This is a genomic window from Micromonospora trifolii (assembly GCF_050516465.1).
Lineage (GTDB): Bacteria > Actinomycetota > Actinomycetes > Mycobacteriales > Micromonosporaceae > Micromonospora > Micromonospora trifolii.
In genome coordinates, this window is sequence record NZ_CP191526.1 from 207,910 (window position 1) to 223,430 (window position 15,521).

Below are 15,521 nucleotides of genomic sequence, written 5' to 3' on the forward strand. Positions count from 1 at the left end.
GGATAGCCTTCGCCCGTGACAGATCAGGCGTGGCCCTGGCCGGCCGGCGCGGCAACCGGCATTGGTTCGCTGCCCGGCACCGACATCGGCGAGGCTCAGCGGGTGGTCCTCGGTGAGCTTCCCGAGCTGCCCCACCTGCCCGAGTTGCCGGCCCGTGGCCCCGGAGCGGACATGATCGGCCGGTCCGCCGGGCTGCTCGTCGAGCTGCCCGTCGAGGTGTACGCGGGGCGGTGGCGGGTCGCCCCACGCCCGGGCCGCGACCTGCGCCGGGCCCGTGACCTGATGGAACGCGACCTGGACCAGCTCGCCGAGCAGGCCGAGGGGTACTCCGGGCCGATCAAGGTGCAGGCCGCCGGCCCGCTCACGCTGGCCGCCTCCCTGGAGTTGCCGATCGGTGGCCGACTGTTGCGCGATCCCGGCGCGGTCCGCGACCTGACCGGCTCCCTCGCCGAAGGGCTGCGCGCGCATGTCGCGGCGGTCGCCCGCCGGCTGCCCCAGGCGTCGGTACTGCTGCAACTGGACGAGCCGTCACTGCCGACCGTGCTGGCCGGGCGGGTGCCGACCGAGAGCGGGCTGGGCGCGTACCGGGCGGTCGAGTCGGTGGACGCCGCCGCCCTGCTGCGCACGATCGTCGAGGCGGTCGGCGTGCCGACACTGGTGCACTGCTGCGCCCCGGACGTGCCGCTGGAGCTGATCCGCTCCACCGGCGCCGTCGCGGTCGCCCTCGACCTGGACCTGGTCACCAAGCTCGACCCGCTGGGCGAGGCGATCGACGCCGGCCTCGGGTTGCTGGCCGGTGCCGCGCCGACCCGGCCACCGTCGGCCGGTGCCGCGCCGACCTCCGCGCAGATCGCCGAACGGGTACGCCAGGTCTGGGACCGCCTCGGCTTTCCTCGTCGCCAGCTGGCCGAGCAGGTGGTGGTCACCCCGGCCTGTGGTCTCGCCGGCGCCACCCCGGAGTACGCGCGGACGGTCCTCGCGGCCTGCCGGGACGCCGGCCGGCGGCTCGCCGAGGACTGAGGTTTCCTGTCGTACCCGATGGGCAGGATGACGGTCATGATTGGACAGCTTCGTTCAGTGGTGATCGACTGCCCGGATCCGCGGGCATTGGCGGCGTTCTACGCCGAGTTGCTCGGCGTGCCGCTCGTCGAGGGCGACTCCGACGACGACTGGGTGGTGCTGGGCGGCCCACCCGGTCACCAGCCGCGTCTCGCCTTCCAACAGGCGCTCAACCTGCGCCCACCGGCCTGGCCGGATCCCGAGCGCCCACAGCAGTTCCACCTCGACGTGACGGTGGACGACATCGAGGCCGCCGAGAAGGCGGCGCTCGCGCTGGGTGCTCGGCGGCTGCGAGGCGAGGGCGAGGGCTTCCGGGTCTACGCCGATCCGGCCGGGCACCCGTTCTGCCTCTGCTGGGACTAGGGCGGGTTTCGGAGGTGTCGGTCGGCGTAGGCCGGCCAGCACGTCCGAACCTGAGCTCGTGGTGGGTTGCGGCGGCCGGGCATGATGGCCGCCGTGATCCACACCTCCGCGCTGCGCGCCTCCGGCTCGCTCTTCGGCCTCGCCTACGGTGACGCGCTGGGCAAGCCGACCGAGTTCCTGACCGTCGCCGAGATCGAGCGCCGGTACGGCCCGGCCGGCCCGCGTGAGCTGTCCGGCGAGCCGGCGCTGGTCACCGACGACACCCAGATGGCGCTTGCGGTGGGTTGGGCGCTGCGCGAGGCGCCGTCGTTCACGCCGGAGGCGGTGGAGCCACTGCTGCGGCGACGCTTCCTGGCCTGGGCGGTCAGCCCGGACAACAACCGTGCCCCGGGCATGACCTGCCTGCGCGCCTGTGCCGAGCTGAGCCGTGGGGTGTCCTGGCAGGAGGCGACGGTCGTCGGCTCGAAGGGCTGCGGGGCCAACATGCGGGTCACCCCGGTCGGGTTGCTCGACGTGGACCTCGACACGCTCGCCGGGTTGGCCCAGTTGCAGGCCGGGCTGACCCACGGCCACCCGACCGGGCTGGCCGCCAGCGAACTCACCGCGTACGCGGTCTTCGTGCTGCGCGAGGGCGTTTCGCTGCCCGAACTTCCCGCGGTGCTCACCGAACGGGCACTGTCCCAGCGCCTGGTCTACCGGGAGCGGTGGTTGGGCGACCTCTGGCAGAGCGCCGGTTCCGCTACTCCACAGGAGTTCATCGCCCAGGGCTGGGATGAGTGCCTGGCGGTGCTGGGCCGGCTGACCACCGCCCTGGCGCAGCCGGACGACGGCGGTGACCCGTGTCAGGCCACCGGGGAGGGCTGGGTGGCCGAGGAGGCACTGGCCACCGCGCTGCTCTGCGCCGTACGGCACGCCGACGACCCGGTCGCGGCACTGGCCCGGGGCGCGACCACTGCCGGCGACTCCGACTCGATCGCCGCCCTGGCCGGCGCGTTCGTGGGCGCGGCCGTCGGCATGACCGCCTGGCCGCGCGAGTGGGCCAACCGCATCGAGTACGCGGACCAGCTGGCCACCCTAGGCGGGACCTGGGACTGACCCGGCGCGTCCCGGCGTGGCCCGGCGCGTCCCGGCGTGGCCCGGCGCGTCCCGGCGTGGCCCGGCGTGGCCCGGCGTGGCCCGTGGGCATGATCAACTCGAGTTTCCGTAAATCGGGGCATCCGGGAGCTCAGGACACCGCGACTTTCAGGAACCCGAGTTGATCATGGGCGGCGGCCGGCCACGAGGATGGACCGGGTGGTCAGGGGGTGGGGAGGTGACGCAGGCTGCGGACCTTTCGCCACAGGTCGGCGTCGCAGCGGCCGGCGTGGTCGGCGAAGGCGGCCGAGCCGAGTCGGATCGGCTCGGTGAGGCTGAGGTAGCTGTCGTGCTCCGCGCCGGGGTCCCAGTCCCGGGTGGGAATCCGCACGTGGTCGTCCCGGTCGCTCTTGTCCTGGCTGGTGATCTTCAGGACGTCGGCGCCCCGGGAGTCGGCGCGCAGCACCAGACACGGGCGCACCTTCGACCCGCTGCCGTCGGCGTACGGCACGTCGGCCCACCAGATCTCACCGGGCGCCGGGGTGTCTCCGTGCCGGTCGGTGTCGCGAGAGCGGGGTTTGGTGGAGGGCCGTTCGGCGCCACGAGGCCGCGGCGGGGTGGAACGACGGCCACCGGTGCCGCCCCGACCCGGCCGGGTGCCCGAACGCCGGTTCGCCACCCGGTGCCGCCAACTGTTCCACGCCCAGCCGGCGGCCACCGCCAGCAGGATCGCCACCGCCCAGAGCAGTGCCTCGGGCATCCGTACCTCCGCGTTCCGGCGACCCGCCGGTCGCGCCGTCCGGCGATCCTTGCACGCCGTCGCCCGTGCCGCCCGCCAACCACACCGCTGTCTCCCGCCGGCGCCGATCTTTCAGTTTCGGTCGCCGAGATGCGCGGAACGCCCCCTGTGCCGCGACAGCAAATGCAAGATCGCGGAAAGGGTGGATCAACTGATCATGGGACGCGGCTGAGGGCGAGATCGCTTCGGGCGCGGGCGGGCGGCGGATTGTCTCACCGGCCCGATACGGTGCCGGAGTAGCGTGATCAGGGAGGTCGCAGGCGTGTCCGAAGGTGGCGGTGTGTCCGAGGAGCAGATCGGTCAGCAGGTCAGCCCGGCGCAGGAGGCGGCGGCCGGGGCTGAGCCGACGCCGCAGGCCCGGGAGCGGCATGCCGCGCTCAGCCAGGAGTTGACCGAGCACCAGTACCGCTACTACGTCCTGGACGCGCCGACCATCCCCGACGCCGATTTCGACCGGCAGTTGCGCGAGTTGGAGGCACTGGAGGCGGAGTTTCCGGCGCTACGGACGCCCGATTCGCCGACCCAGCGGGTGGGCGGCACGTTCTCCACCGACTTCACCCCGGTCACCCATGCCGAACGGATGCTCTCGCTCGACAACGCCTTCGCCGACGAGGAGTTGGCGGCCTGGGCCGAGCGGGTCGAACGGGACGCGGGCGGCCCGGTGCCCTACCTGTGCGAGCTGAAGGTCGACGGGCTGGCGATCAACCTGACCTACGAGAACGGCCGGCTGGTCCGGGCCGCCACCCGGGGCGACGGGCGCACCGGTGAGGACGTCACGGCAAACGTACGCAGCATTCGGGACGTGCCCAGCCAGCTCGTCCCGTCCGGCGAATTCCCGGACATCCCCGAGCTGGTGGAGGTCCGGGGCGAGATCTACTTCCCGATCGCCGCGTTCGCCGATCTCAACGCGGGTCTGGTGGAGCAGGGCAAGGCACCCTTCGCCAACCCCCGCAACGCCGCCGCCGGCAGCCTGCGACAGAAGGATCCCCGGGTCACCGCCACCCGGCCGCTGCGCCTGGTGGTGCACGGCATCGGCGCCCGCCGCGGATTCCAGCCCACGGCGCAGTCCGAGTCGTACGCGGCGCTCAAGTCGTGGGGGTTGCCGACCAGCGACCGGTGGCGGGTCGTTCCGGGCCTGGCCGGCGTCGCGGAGTTCATCGCCTACTACGCCGAGCACCGGCACGACGTCGAGCACGAGATCGACGGCGTGGTGGTCAAGGTCGACCCGGTTTCCATCCAGGGCCGGCTCGGGTCGACCAGTCGTGCCCCCCGCTGGGCGATCGCCTTCAAGTACCCGCCGGAGGAGGTCACCACCAAGCTGCTCGACATCGACGTCAACGTGGGGCGCACCGGCCGGGTCACCCCGTTCGCCGTGCTCGAGCCGGTGCGCGTGGCCGGTTCCACAGTCGCGCTCGCCACCCTGCACAACGCCCGCGAGGTGGAGCGCAAGGGGGTGCTGATCGGCGACACGGTGGTGCTGCGCAAGGCCGGCGACGTGATTCCCGAGGTGCTCGGCCCGGTGGTCGACCTGCGGCCCGCCGATGCCCGGCCGTTCGTCATGCCGACCAGCTGCCCGGCCTGTGGCACCCCGCTCGCGCCGTCCAAAGAGGGCGACGTGGACATCCGTTGCCCCAACACCCGCAGCTGCCCGGCGCAGTTGCGGGAGCGGGTGTTCCACCTCGCCGGCCGGGGTGGGTTCGACATCGAGGTGCTCGGCTACAAGGGCGCGGCCGCCCTGCTCGACGCGGAGATCATCAGCGACGAGGGGGACCTCTTCCAACTCGACGCCGAGCAGTTGTCCCGGTCGCCGTTCTTCGTCAACAAGGACGGCAGCCTGGGCAGCAACGCCACCAAGTTGCTGGACAATCTCGCGGTCGCCCGGGAACGGGACCTGTGGCGGGTGCTGGTGGCGCTCTCCATCCGGCACGTCGGCCCGACCGCGGCCCAGGCGCTCGCCCGGCACTTCCGCTCGATGGACGCCATCGACGCGGCCACCGAAGAGGAGCTGTCCTCCGTCGACGGTGTCGGGCCGACCATCGCGGCCAGCATCCGGGAGTGGTTCGCGGTGGACTGGCACCGCGAGGTGGTCCGCAAGTGGGCCGAGGCCGGCGTACGGATGGCCGAGGAGGCGGTCGACGAGGGGCCGCGCCCGTTGGAGGGGATGACCGTGGTGGTGACCGGCACGCTCGCTGGCTATTCGCGCGACCAGGCCGCCGAGGCCGTGCAGAGCCGGGGCGGCAAGGTCAGCGGGTCGGTCTCCAAGAAGACGAGCTTCGTGGTGGTGGGGGACAACCCCGGGTCGAAGGCCGACAAGGCCGCCAGTCTCAAGGTGCCGGTGCTCGACGAGGACGGGTTCCGGCTCCTGCTGGACGCGGGCCCGGACGCCGCCCGGGACGTCGCTCAGCCGGGCGGTTGACCTCGCCGACGGCTGGCCGCGTATACCAACTTAATTACGACTACGACCGATTCGTGACTGTCATACCGGGAAACTGGGGGCCGAGGGCGTTTCATTGGGTCACGGCGTGCGCACCGGCACGCCGATGGTCGGTCGGGAGGTGTGGTGGAGGTCGCCGACCCACGCAACTCGCTTCCTGCGGGACGGGTCGCACCGTTCGCCGCCTTCGTCGCCGGCATCCTGGCGGTCGCCGCGCTGACCGCCGCCGTTCCACTCGCGACGCTCCCCGGTGAGCTGTCCCAGCTGCCGGTGGCGTTCTGGACGATGGCCGCGCTCGCCGTGGTCTGCGACGCGCGCCCGTTCGTGCCACCGGGGCGCCGGCAGACGTCGGCGGTGTTCCCGTCCACCTGCTTCACCTTCGCGATCCTGCTCGGCTGGGGTCTCGGCCCGGCGGTGGTGGTGCAGGCGGTGGGCGTCGTCGTCTCGGGTTGGCGGATGCGGCACGCCGCGTGGCGCACGGCGTTCAACGTCGGCCAGTACGCCTGCGCCCTCGCCGCCGCGTACGGGGTGATCCAGCTCGGCTCGGGCACCATCTTCTCCGGCGGGCGGTTGCACTGGACCGACGTGGCCGCCGTCGGCGGTGCCGCGCTGGCCTGGTTCGTCGTCAACTACGGGTTGGTCAGCTGGGCGGTGCGGCTGCGGTTCGGGGACCGCTGGTGGCCCACCGTCCGTCAGGGCCTCGGCTTCGAGTTGCTCTCCACCGGCTCACTGCTGCTGCTCGCCCCGGTGCTGGTCGCGGCGGCGCGGGTCAGCGCCGCGCTGATCCCGCTGGTGCTGGTGCCGCTCTTCGCCGTCTACCGGATGGCGCGGTTGACCAACGAACAGCAGCACCTCGCCGCCGCCGACCCGCTGACCGGGCTGCCCAACCGCAAGGCCCTGCTGACCGAGGTGGCGGAGCAGGTGCACCTGCATGCCGAGCGGACCGCCCGTGGTGAACCCGACGGGCAGCTCGCGCTGCTGCTGATAGACCTGGACCGTTTCAAGAACGTCAACGACGCCCTCGGGCACGCCGTGGGCGACCGGCTGCTGGTCGAGGTCAGCGCCCGGCTCACCGACATGCAGCCCCGACCACAGATGATCGCCCGGCTCGGCGGTGACGAGTTCGCCATCGTGATGACCGGGCTGAGCGACGTCGGTCAGGCGCGGGAGTTGGCCGACCGGGTGGTCCAGGCGCTGGCCGAGCCGGTGCCGCTCGACGGGCTGCCGCTGGACGTGGGCGGATCGATCGGGATTGCCCTCTTCCCGGAGCACGGCGAGGACTTCGCCACCCTGATGCGCCACGCCGACGTCGCGATGTACGACGCCAAGCACCGCAACGACACGGTGGCCGTGTACGCCCCGGAGTCCGACCACAACTCGGCCGAGCGACTCGGCCTCCTCGCCGACCTGCGTCGCGTACTGGAGACCAGCCCCTCGACCGAGGCGCCGTTCGACGCCGACGCCGACGCCGACGCCGACGCCGATGCCGATGCCGATGCCGACGCCGAGCCGGCAGGTCAGGGCCAGGGCGAGGGTGCGCAGCCGGACGGAACCGGCCGGCACGGTGTGCCGAGCGACGCCGAGCGGACGGCCGACGTACCCCTTGTCGCGTCGGCGGAGGTGCGCGGCGGTGACGGCGCCGCGCTGCCCACCGGCGCCCCGGCCGAGGGCGCGCTGCCCACCGCGGCGCCGGGCCGGTCCGCGCCGGCGGCGGACCCGGCGCCGACGCTCGCCCCGGCACCACCGGGGGCTGGCCGGTGGTGGGCACGCCGTCGGCGCACCGACGCCGAGCTGGTGCACTCCGATGAGCTGATCAACCGGATCGCCACCGGAGCCGACCCGATCCGGGGCCGTAACGCCCGTGCCACGGTGGCCGGCGCCCGTTCCGGCTCGGCCCGGGAGCGGCGCGCCGGGGGTGGGATTGGCCGGCGTTCCCCGAACGGGAGCGCGGTGGGCAAGGGTCGGCCCGGGGCACGGCGGGACGCCGGGCCGGGTACACCTGGGCAGCCACTCGAACCGACCGGGTGGGCGCACGCGGACGACGAGCCGGCCGACGACGCCGGGGAAATCACCATGTATTACCAGCCGCAGATCGCCATCGCGACCGGCGAGGTGGTCGGCGTCGAGGCCCTGCTGCGGTGGCGGCACCCCCGGCGGGGCATGGTCGACCCGGAGGAGCTCATCCGGGTCGCCGAGCAGAGCGCCGTGATGCGACTGCTCACCCGTCGGGTCGTTGACGACGTGGTGGAGCAGCTCGCCAAGTGGTCGGCGGCCGGCATCGGCCTGCGCGCCGCGCTGAACGTGAGCGTGCGCGACCTGCACACCGGCGAGATCGCCGACCAGATCGCCGACCGGCTGGGCCGCTACGGGGTGCCGGCCGAGCGGCTCCAGGTCGAGATCACCGAGGGCGCGTTGATGGCCGACCCGCGTCGGGTGCTGGCCACCATCTCCCGGCTGCACCGGATCGGGGTGGCCATCTCCCTGGACGACTTCGGCACCGGCTACTCCTCGCTCCAGCACCTGCGCCGGTTGCCGCTGTCCGAGGTGAAGGTGGACCGGTCGTTCGTCCTCGGCATGGCCGAGGACGCCGACGACGCGGCGATCGTCCGGTCGATGATCGAGCTGGCCGGCGCGCTGGGGCTGCGGGTGGTCGCCGAGGGTGTCGAGGACGAGCGGACCTGGCGGCTGCTGCACGCCGCCGGCTGCGACGCCGCTCAGGGCTGGTTCTACGCCCGGCCGATGCCGGCCGAGGAGTTGGTCACCTGGCTGGCCAGGTACCGGCCGGTCCGCCCGACCGGCGGGCACCCGCAGCCGGATGTCGCCCGCCGCCCCACCCGCTGACCCGGCACGAGGGTCGCTGGAGGGGGAGTCGGGGATGCGGCACCGGAGCGGAACAATAGACTCGCTCCGGTCACCGCGTGTCACGCTCCACCTGTCGCGCGGCCGGCACACCGCCCGACCAGCAGGAATTCAGAAGGGGGCACGGATGGCCGCCATCTCCCGCGAGGAGGTCGCGCACCTGGCGCGCCTGTCGCGGCTCGCCGTCACCGAGGAGGAGCTGGACACGTTCGCCGGCCAGCTCGACGTGATCCTCCAGGCGGTCGCCCAGGTCGGCGAGGTCGCCGCCGCGGACATCCCGCCGACCTCGCACTCGGTGCCGCTGACCAACATCTTCCGCGAGGACGTCGTCACGCCGTGCCTGACCCCGGAGGAAGCGCTGTCGGGCGCGCCCGACGCCGAGGACCAGCGGTTCCGCGTACCGCGGATCCTGACCGAGGATGTGGCCTCATGAGCGATCTGACCGGCAAGAGCGATCTCATCAGCATGACCGCGACGGAGATCGCGGCCCTGGTCGCTGGGGGCGAGACCTCCGCCGTCGAGGTGACCCAGGCGCACCTGGACCGGATCGCCGCGGTCGACGACCGGGTGCACGCCTTCCTGCACGTCGACACCGACGGCGCGCTCGCCGCGGCCCGCGCGGTGGACGAGCGCCGGGCCGCCGGCGAGGAGCTGGGCCCGCTCGCGGGCGTTCCGGTCGCGGTCAAGGACGTGCTCGCCACCCGGGGCGTGCCCACCACCGTGGGGTCGAAGATCCTGGAGGGCTGGCGCCCGCCGTACGACGCGACGATCGTGCAGCGGCTGCGAGAGGCCGGCACGGTGATGCTCGGCAAGACCAACATGGACGAGTTCGCGATGGGCTCCTCCACCGAATACTCGGCGTACGGCCCGACGCACAACCCGTGGGACCTGAGCCGGATCCCGGGTGGCTCGGGTGGTGGCAGCGCCGCCGCGCTGGCCGCGTACGAGGCGCCGCTGGCAATCGGCTCGGACACCGGCGGCTCGATCCGCCAGCCCGGCGCGGTCACCGGCACCGTGGGCGCCAAGCCCACCTACGGCGGCACCTCCCGTTACGGGCTGGTGGCCTTCTCCTCGTCGCTCGACACCCCGGGCCCGTGTGCCCGTACGGTGCTCGACGCGGCCCTGCTGCACCAGGTGATCGGCGGGCACGACCCGCGCGACTCCACCTCGATCCCGCAGCCGGTGCCGGACGTGGTGGCGGCGGCGAAGCTCGGCGCTACCGGCGACCTGACCGGTGTGCGCCTCGGCATCGTGAGCGAGTTCGTCGGCGAGGGCGCCGAGCCGGGCGTGATGGCCGCGTTCCGCGAGTCGGTCGACGCGCTGACCAAGATGGGCGCCGAGGTCGTCGAGGTGTCCTGCCCGACGTTCGCGTACGCCCTGCCGGCGTACTACCTGATCGCCCCGAGCGAGTGCTCCTCCAACCTGGCCCGGTTCGACGGCGTCCGGTTCGGCCTGCGGGTCGGCGACGACGGCAACCGGTCGCTGGAGGAGGTCATGTCGCTGACCCGGGAGGCCGGGTTCGGCCCGGAGGTCAAGCGCCGCATCATGATCGGCACGTACGCGCTGTCGTCGGGTTACTACGACGCGTACTACGGGCAGGCGCAGAAGGTTCGGACGCTCATCACCCGGGACTTCACCGCCGCGTTCGAGCGGGTCGACGCGCTGATCTCGCCGACCACCCCGTCGGTGGCGTTCCCGATGGGCGCGCGGACCGCCGACCCGTACCAGATGTACCTGGCTGACCTGTACACGATTCCGACCAACCTGTACGGCGGGCCGGGCATCTCGGTGCCCTGTGGGCTCTCCGAGGGGCTGCCGGTCGGTCTCCAGGTGATGGCCCCGACGATGGCCGACGACCGGATGTATCGGGTCGCCGCCGCGTTGGAGTCCGCCGTCGGCACGTTCACCCCGCCGACGCTCTAGACCGGATGTCACCGCATCGGCGCCGAGGGACATGTCCCTCGGCGCCGATCGCGCGTCTGAACGGGTTGGGCGTCGATCAGGGCTGACTCGGCGGCCCGGCGAGGTAGCGGCGGGCCTCCCGCAGACCACGCCAGCGATACCAGGCGGAACCCACCACGAACAGGATCAGCAGTACGGCCAGTACGCGGGTGAACGGGTGGACCGCGTTCACCAGGGCCAGCAGTTGGGTGACAACGACCGCCGCGAACAGCCACAGCAGCCAGCGTTGACTGACGCGGAGTCGGGCTTCCTTGCGTGCCAGCGGGTCGAGACGAGGGTCGTCGGTGGACCCGTCGCGTAACGCCTGGCCGATCCGCCGCCTCGTCGCCGGGTCGTCACCGGCCGTCCGGGGCATCCGCCTGATCAGCCGACGGCCGAAGACGAGGGCGACGACCGCGCCGAACAGCGGCGGGATCAGCATCAGCGCGAACGCCGCGAGGAGGTCGGACCTCCCGGTGTCGCGGTCGACCATCGCGGCGGTGCCCATCGCGGCAGCGCCGACCACGACGATCGCGGCGACGACGTACGTGCTGCGGCGGTGCCGCCCCTGCGGCACCTGCTCGTCCGCGGCGACATGTTCCCCGCTCGTCACGGCCGCCCCTGATTCCGACGCCGCCGGTTCACGAGGCGCACGACGGCGTACGCGATCGCCACCGCCACCACCCCGGGCAGCACCATGCCGATCACCAACTCGGCGGTCGTGTCCGGCTGGCGGTCCTCCCCGGAGGCGAACCAGCTGACAAGGGTCACCACGACGGCCACCGCCCACACCGCGACCACCCCGACGAGCACCGGCCGGACCTGCATTCCTCGCTCTCTGACCGTATTCGTCATGGTCGCTCCGTACCCCACTGTCGGTGACGCCACGCACGCCGGACGAAACCCGGCCGAGGATTGATCGGGCAACCCCATTAGGCTGGACAGGTTCTGTCCCGGATCGCGCCTGGAGCGTCTCATGACCACGACACTGCCCGCGTACGACGAGGTCGTTGCGCGCTTCGAACCGGTGATCGGCCTGGAGACCCACGTCGAGCTGGGCACGAACACCAAGATGTTCTGCGGTTGCCCGACCGACTTCGGCGGCGAGCCGAACACCCGGGTCTGCCCGGTGTGCCTGGGCCTGCCCGGTTCGCTGCCGGTGGCCAACAAGGCGGCCATCGAGGCGATCATCCGGATCGGCCTGGCGTTGAACTGCTCGATCGCCGAGTGGTGCCGGTTCGCCCGGAAGAACTACTTCTACCCGGACATGCCGAAGAACTTCCAGATCAGCCAGTACGACGAGCCGATCTGCGTCGACGGCTACCTGGACGTCGAGGTCAACGGCGAGACGGTCCGGATCGAGATCGAGCGGGTGCACCTCGAGGAGGACACCGGCAAGACGCTGCACGTCGGCGGCGCCACCGGCCGCATCCACGGCGCGACGGAATCGCTTGTCGACTACAACCGGGCCGGCATCCCGCTGGTCGAGATCGTCACCAAGCCGATCACGGGCACCGGTGCGCTCGCCCCCGACGTGGCCAAGGCGTACGTCGCCGAGCTGCGCGACGTGATCCGCACCCTCGGCGTCTCCGACGTGCGGATGGAGGAGGGTTCGCTGCGCTGCGACGTGAACACCTCGCTCAACCTGCCGGGCGCGGAGTGGGGCACCCGTACCGAGACCAAGAACGTCAACTCGCTGCGGTCGGTGGAGCGGGCGGTCCGCTCGGAGATGCTGCGGCAGGCGTCGGTGCTCGACGCGGGCGGCCGGATCACCCAGGAGACGCGCCACTTCCACGAGGACACCGGTGACACCACCCCGGGTCGCTCGAAGGAGACCGCTACCGACTACCGGTACTTCCCCGAGCCCGATCTGGTGCCGATCGCCCCGGACCCGGCCTGGGTCGCCGAGCTGAAGGCCGCTCTGCCGGAGCTGCCCCGGGTGCACCGGCGTCGGCTTCAGGAGCAGTGGGGCCTCTCGGACCTGGACATGCAGTCGGTGCTGAACGCTGGCGCGGTCGAGCTGATCGAGGCCACCGTGGCCGCCGGCACCACCCCGGCCGCGGCCCGCAAGTGGTGGCTGGGTGAGCTGTCCCGCCGGGCCAACGAGAGCGGCGTGGAGCTGGCCGAGATCGGTGCCACCCCCGCCCAGGTCGCCGAGCTTCAGGGGCTGGTCGACGCCGGCAAGCTCAACGACAAGATGGCCCGCACGGTGCTGGAGGGCGTGGTCGATGGTGAGGGCTCGCCCACCGAGATCATGACCAACCGGGGCCTGGAGGTCGTGTCGGACACCGGAGCGCTCACCGCCGCCGTGGACGAGGCGATCGCCGCGAACCCCGGCATCGCCGACAAGATCCGCAGTGGCAAGGTCGCGGCGGTCGGCGCGCTGGTCGGCGCGGTCATGAAGACCACCCGGGGTCAGGCCGACGCGAAGACCCTGCGTGAGCTGATCCTGGAGCGCCTCGGCGTCCAGGGCTGACACCCACCCGGAGCACGCCGCCGCCGCGACCCGGCGGCGGCATGCCGCCACCACCTGTCGACTACGCGGCCACCCCGCACCCCTCGCGAGGGCGTCAACGGCGACGCCTGGATGGAGCCACCGTGACCGAGCACGACCTCGATGTCCTCGACGAGATCCAGCGGCGGGTGCTCTGGCTCGCCACCCGGATCGTGGACGCCGCCAACCATGACCGGGCCACCGGCGACGGTGTGAAGGTCGGCGGCCACCAGGCGTCCAGCGCCTCCCTGGTCACGGCGATGACCGCGCTCTGGTTCGCGCACCTGGACGCCGAGGACCGGGTCGCGGTGAAGCCGCACGCGTCCCCGGTGTTCCACGCCATCCAGTACCTGCTCGGCAACCTGGACCGCTCCTACCTGCCCCGGCTGCGGGCCCGTGGCGGCCTCCAGTCGTATCCGTCGCGCACCAAGGACCCGGACGAGGTGGACTTCTCCACCGGTTCGGTCGGCCTGGGCGCGGCGGCGCCGCTCTTCGCCGCCGCCACCCGGCGGTACGTCGACGCGCACTTCGGTGCCCGTCCGCACTCCCGGTTCGTGGCGCTGATCGGCGACGCCGAGCTGGACGAGGGCAACATCTGGGAGGCGGTGGCCGACCCGGCGACCACCGGGCTGGGCAACGTCATGTGGCTTGTCGACTTCAACCGCCAGTCGCTGGACCGGGTGGTTCCCGGCATCCGGATCAACCAGTGGCGGGGCCAGTTCGAGGCCGCCGGTTGGCACGTCGTGGAGGTCAAGTACGGCCGCCGGCTCGCCGAGGCGTACGCCCGGCCGGGCGGCGAGGCGCTGCGCGACTGGATCGACGCGATGCCCAACGAGCAGTACCAGTCGCTGTTCGGGCTGGTCGGGCCGGCGCTGCGCAAGCAGTTCCTGGACGGCGCTCCGACCGGCATCGCCGAGCTGATCGCCGACGTCTCCGACGAGGAGCTCGGCCCGCTCGTCACGGACCTGGGCGGGCACGACCTTCAGGCGATGCTGGACGCGTACGCCCAGTGCGACGCGGTCACCGACCGGCCCAGCGTCGTCTTCGCGTACACGGTGAAGGGTTGGGGGTTGCCCATCGCCGGCAATCCGCGCAACCATTCCGCGCTGCTCAGCTCGGAGCAGGTCGACACGCTGCGCGCCGCGCAGGGGTTGACCGCCGACACCGAGTGGGACCGCCTCGACCCGGCGTCACCCGCCGGGATCCGGGCCGGCGCCCGCCGGGAGGCGCTGTCCCGCCCGCCGCGCGAGCGTGCGCTGGGCGTCACCGTCCCGGAAAGCACTGGAGTACGCGCCAACAAGCCGATCTCCACGCAGGAGGTCTTCGGTCGGGTGCTGGTGGACCTGGCGCGGGACCGGGAGGTGGGCCGCTACCTGGTCACCACCGCCCCGGACGTGGCCACCTCCACCAACCTCGCCGGGTTCATCAACAAGACCGGGGTGTTCGCCCCCACCGAGCAGCGTTCCTGGACCGAGGACCGGATGCTGCGTTGGACGGAGAGCCCCGCTGGGCAGCACATCGAGCTGGGCATCTCGGAGATGAACCTGTTCCTGCTGCTCGGCCAGCTCGGGCTGTCCTGGGACCTGTCCGGGCAGCCGCTGCTGCCGGTGGGCACTGTCTACGACCCGTTCGTGCTGCGCGGCCTCGACGCCTTCCTGTACGGCACCTACTCCGGCTCCCGGTTCGTGGTGGCCGGCACCCCGTCCGGCATCACCCTCGCCCCGGAGGGCGGCGCCCACCAGTCCACGATCACCGCGTCGGTCGGCCTGGAGCTGCCCGGGGTGACCTTCATCGAGCCGGCGTACGCGGCCACCCTCGACTGGCTGCTCTGCGACGCGCTCGGTCAGATCGCCGGTGGGTCGGCCCCGGCCGCGACCGCCGCACCCGCCGAGGACGGCGCGTACTACTTCCGGTTGAGCACCCGACCGCTGGACCAGACGCCGTTCGAGGCGGCCCGGGCCCGGCTCGGCGACGCGGTGCTGCGCCGGCAGGTCGTCGCCGGGGCGTACCGGCTGGTCGACGCGCACCAGGCGTACCCGCACCTGGTCGACGCCCCGGTGGTGCAGTTGGCCGCCTCCGGCGCGGTGCTGCCCGAGGTGCTGGCCGCCGCGGCGGAGCTGGCCGACGAGGGCATCGCCGCGCACGTGGTGGACGTGACCTCGCTGGACCGGCTCTACCGGGCCTGGCAGCGCACCCTGCGTCAGGGCGTACGGACGGCCACGGTGCCCAGCGTGCCGGGCGCGCTGCGGTCCGCGTTCGCCGATCGGGTGCCGGTGGTGACCGTGCACGACGCCGCGTCGCACGCGATGGCCTGGCTCGGTTCGGCGGTCGGCGCACCGGCGGTGCCGCTCGGGGTGGACGAGTTCGGCCAGTCCGGCAGCGTCGCCGAGCTGTACGAGCTGCACGACCTGCTGCCCGGCAGCATCGTCAACGCCGCACTGGCCGCCATCGCCCTCCGCTGACCCGTCGGCGCCCGCCGGTCCGCTGGCGGGCGTCGG

General features: G+C 72.7%; 12 protein-coding genes. 9 read left to right on the plus strand and 3 right to left on the minus strand.

What is annotated here, in order from left to right:
- Positions 1-15: 15 nt before the first annotated feature.
- The 3 genes from ACQRWP_RS00995 (at position 16) to ACQRWP_RS01005 (ending at position 2,517) form a co-directional block, all read left to right on the plus strand.
- Positions 16-1,020, plus strand: a complete 1,005-nt coding sequence (locus ACQRWP_RS00995; protein ID WP_430500401.1) for a methionine synthase — start codon at positions 16-18, stop codon at positions 1,018-1,020.
- A 36-nt stretch (positions 1,021-1,056) separates the two neighbouring features.
- Positions 1,057-1,422, plus strand: coding sequence for a VOC family protein (locus ACQRWP_RS01000; protein ID WP_425696779.1), 366 nt, complete (start codon positions 1,057-1,059; stop codon positions 1,420-1,422).
- An 84-nt stretch (positions 1,423-1,506) separates the two neighbouring features.
- On the plus strand, positions 1,507-2,517 hold the full coding sequence (locus tag ACQRWP_RS01005; RefSeq protein ID WP_430503379.1) for an ADP-ribosylglycohydrolase family protein: 1,011 nt from the start codon (positions 1,507-1,509) through the stop codon (positions 2,515-2,517).
- A gap of 202 nt (positions 2,518-2,719) precedes the next feature.
- On the opposite strand, the gene ACQRWP_RS01010 is transcribed toward ACQRWP_RS01005, so the two are convergent.
- Complete coding sequence (locus ACQRWP_RS01010) at positions 2,720-3,256, minus strand: type II toxin-antitoxin system PemK/MazF family toxin (protein WP_430500402.1); 537 nt, start codon at positions 3,254-3,256, stop codon at positions 2,720-2,722.
- A gap of 319 nt (positions 3,257-3,575) precedes the next feature.
- Here ACQRWP_RS01010 and ligA point away from each other — a divergent pair, with 319 nt between their 5' ends.
- The 4 genes from ligA to gatA all read left to right on the plus strand — a co-directional run bounded on the left by ligA (position 3,576) and on the right by gatA (position 10,511).
- The gene (ligA, locus tag ACQRWP_RS01015) at positions 3,576-5,711 is read left to right on the plus strand and encodes an NAD-dependent DNA ligase LigA (RefSeq protein ID WP_430500403.1); all 2,136 of its coding nucleotides are present in this window, start codon (positions 3,576-3,578) and stop codon (positions 5,709-5,711) included.
- 144 nt (positions 5,712-5,855) lie between these two features.
- Complete coding sequence (locus ACQRWP_RS01020; protein WP_430500404.1) at positions 5,856-8,570, plus strand: EAL domain-containing protein; 2,715 nt, start codon at positions 5,856-5,858, stop codon at positions 8,568-8,570.
- A 145-nt stretch (positions 8,571-8,715) separates the two neighbouring features.
- Positions 8,716-9,021: an Asp-tRNA(Asn)/Glu-tRNA(Gln) amidotransferase subunit GatC gene (gene gatC / locus ACQRWP_RS01025; RefSeq protein WP_091393256.1), complete on the plus strand. Its 306-nt coding sequence runs from the start codon at positions 8,716-8,718 to the stop codon at positions 9,019-9,021.
- Entirely contained in the window at positions 9,018-10,511 is a 1,494-nt protein-coding gene (gene gatA, locus ACQRWP_RS01030; protein WP_430500405.1) for an Asp-tRNA(Asn)/Glu-tRNA(Gln) amidotransferase subunit GatA, read from the plus strand. Before gatC ends, gatA begins: the two co-directional genes overlap by 4 nt.
- 76 nt (positions 10,512-10,587) lie before the next feature.
- Here gatA and ACQRWP_RS01035 read toward each other — a convergent pair whose 3' ends face one another.
- On the minus strand, positions 10,588-11,142 hold the full coding sequence (locus ACQRWP_RS01035; RefSeq protein ID WP_430500406.1) for a hypothetical protein: 555 nt from the start codon (positions 11,140-11,142) through the stop codon (positions 10,588-10,590).
- Positions 11,139-11,384 carry a hypothetical protein gene (locus ACQRWP_RS01040; protein WP_430500407.1) on the minus strand — a complete coding sequence of 82 codons (246 nt, stop codon included), beginning with the start codon at positions 11,382-11,384 and terminating at the stop codon, positions 11,139-11,141. Before ACQRWP_RS01040 ends, ACQRWP_RS01035 begins: the two co-directional genes overlap by 4 nt.
- Before the next feature lie 121 nt (positions 11,385-11,505).
- Here ACQRWP_RS01040 and gatB point away from each other — a divergent pair, with 121 nt between their 5' ends.
- Together gatB and ACQRWP_RS01050 are read left to right on the plus strand one after the other, a co-directional pair.
- On the plus strand, positions 11,506-13,005 hold the full coding sequence (gene gatB / locus ACQRWP_RS01045; protein WP_210781079.1) for an Asp-tRNA(Asn)/Glu-tRNA(Gln) amidotransferase subunit GatB: 1,500 nt from the start codon (positions 11,506-11,508) through the stop codon (positions 13,003-13,005).
- 122 nt (positions 13,006-13,127) lie between these two features.
- Positions 13,128-15,485 carry a transketolase-like TK C-terminal-containing protein gene (locus ACQRWP_RS01050; RefSeq protein ID WP_430500408.1) on the plus strand — a complete coding sequence of 786 codons (2,358 nt, stop codon included), beginning with the start codon at positions 13,128-13,130 and terminating at the stop codon, positions 15,483-15,485.
- The last annotated feature ends 36 nt before the right edge of the window (positions 15,486-15,521 follow it).

Bases quoted from the DNA above. Each gene is read 5' to 3' on its own strand.
- ACQRWP_RS01040 (WP_430500407.1), bottom strand. From the start codon at position 11,384: ATGACGAATACGGTCAGAGAGCGAGGAATGCAGGTCCGGCCGGTGCTC.
- gatA (WP_430500405.1), top strand. From the start codon at position 9,018: ATGAGCGATCTGACCGGCAAGAGCGATCTCATCAGCATGACCGCGACG.
- ACQRWP_RS01000 (WP_425696779.1), top strand. From the start codon at position 1,057: ATGATTGGACAGCTTCGTTCAGTGGTGATCGACTGCCCGGATCCGCGG.
- gatC (WP_091393256.1), top strand. From the start codon at position 8,716: ATGGCCGCCATCTCCCGCGAGGAGGTCGCGCACCTGGCGCGCCTGTCG.
- ACQRWP_RS01005 (WP_430503379.1), top strand. From the start codon at position 1,507: ATGGCCGCCGTGATCCACACCTCCGCGCTGCGCGCCTCCGGCTCGCTC.
- ACQRWP_RS01010 (WP_430500402.1), bottom strand. From the start codon at position 3,256: ATGCCCGAGGCACTGCTCTGGGCGGTGGCGATCCTGCTGGCGGTGGCC.
- gatB (WP_210781079.1), top strand. From the start codon at position 11,506: ATGACCACGACACTGCCCGCGTACGACGAGGTCGTTGCGCGCTTCGAA.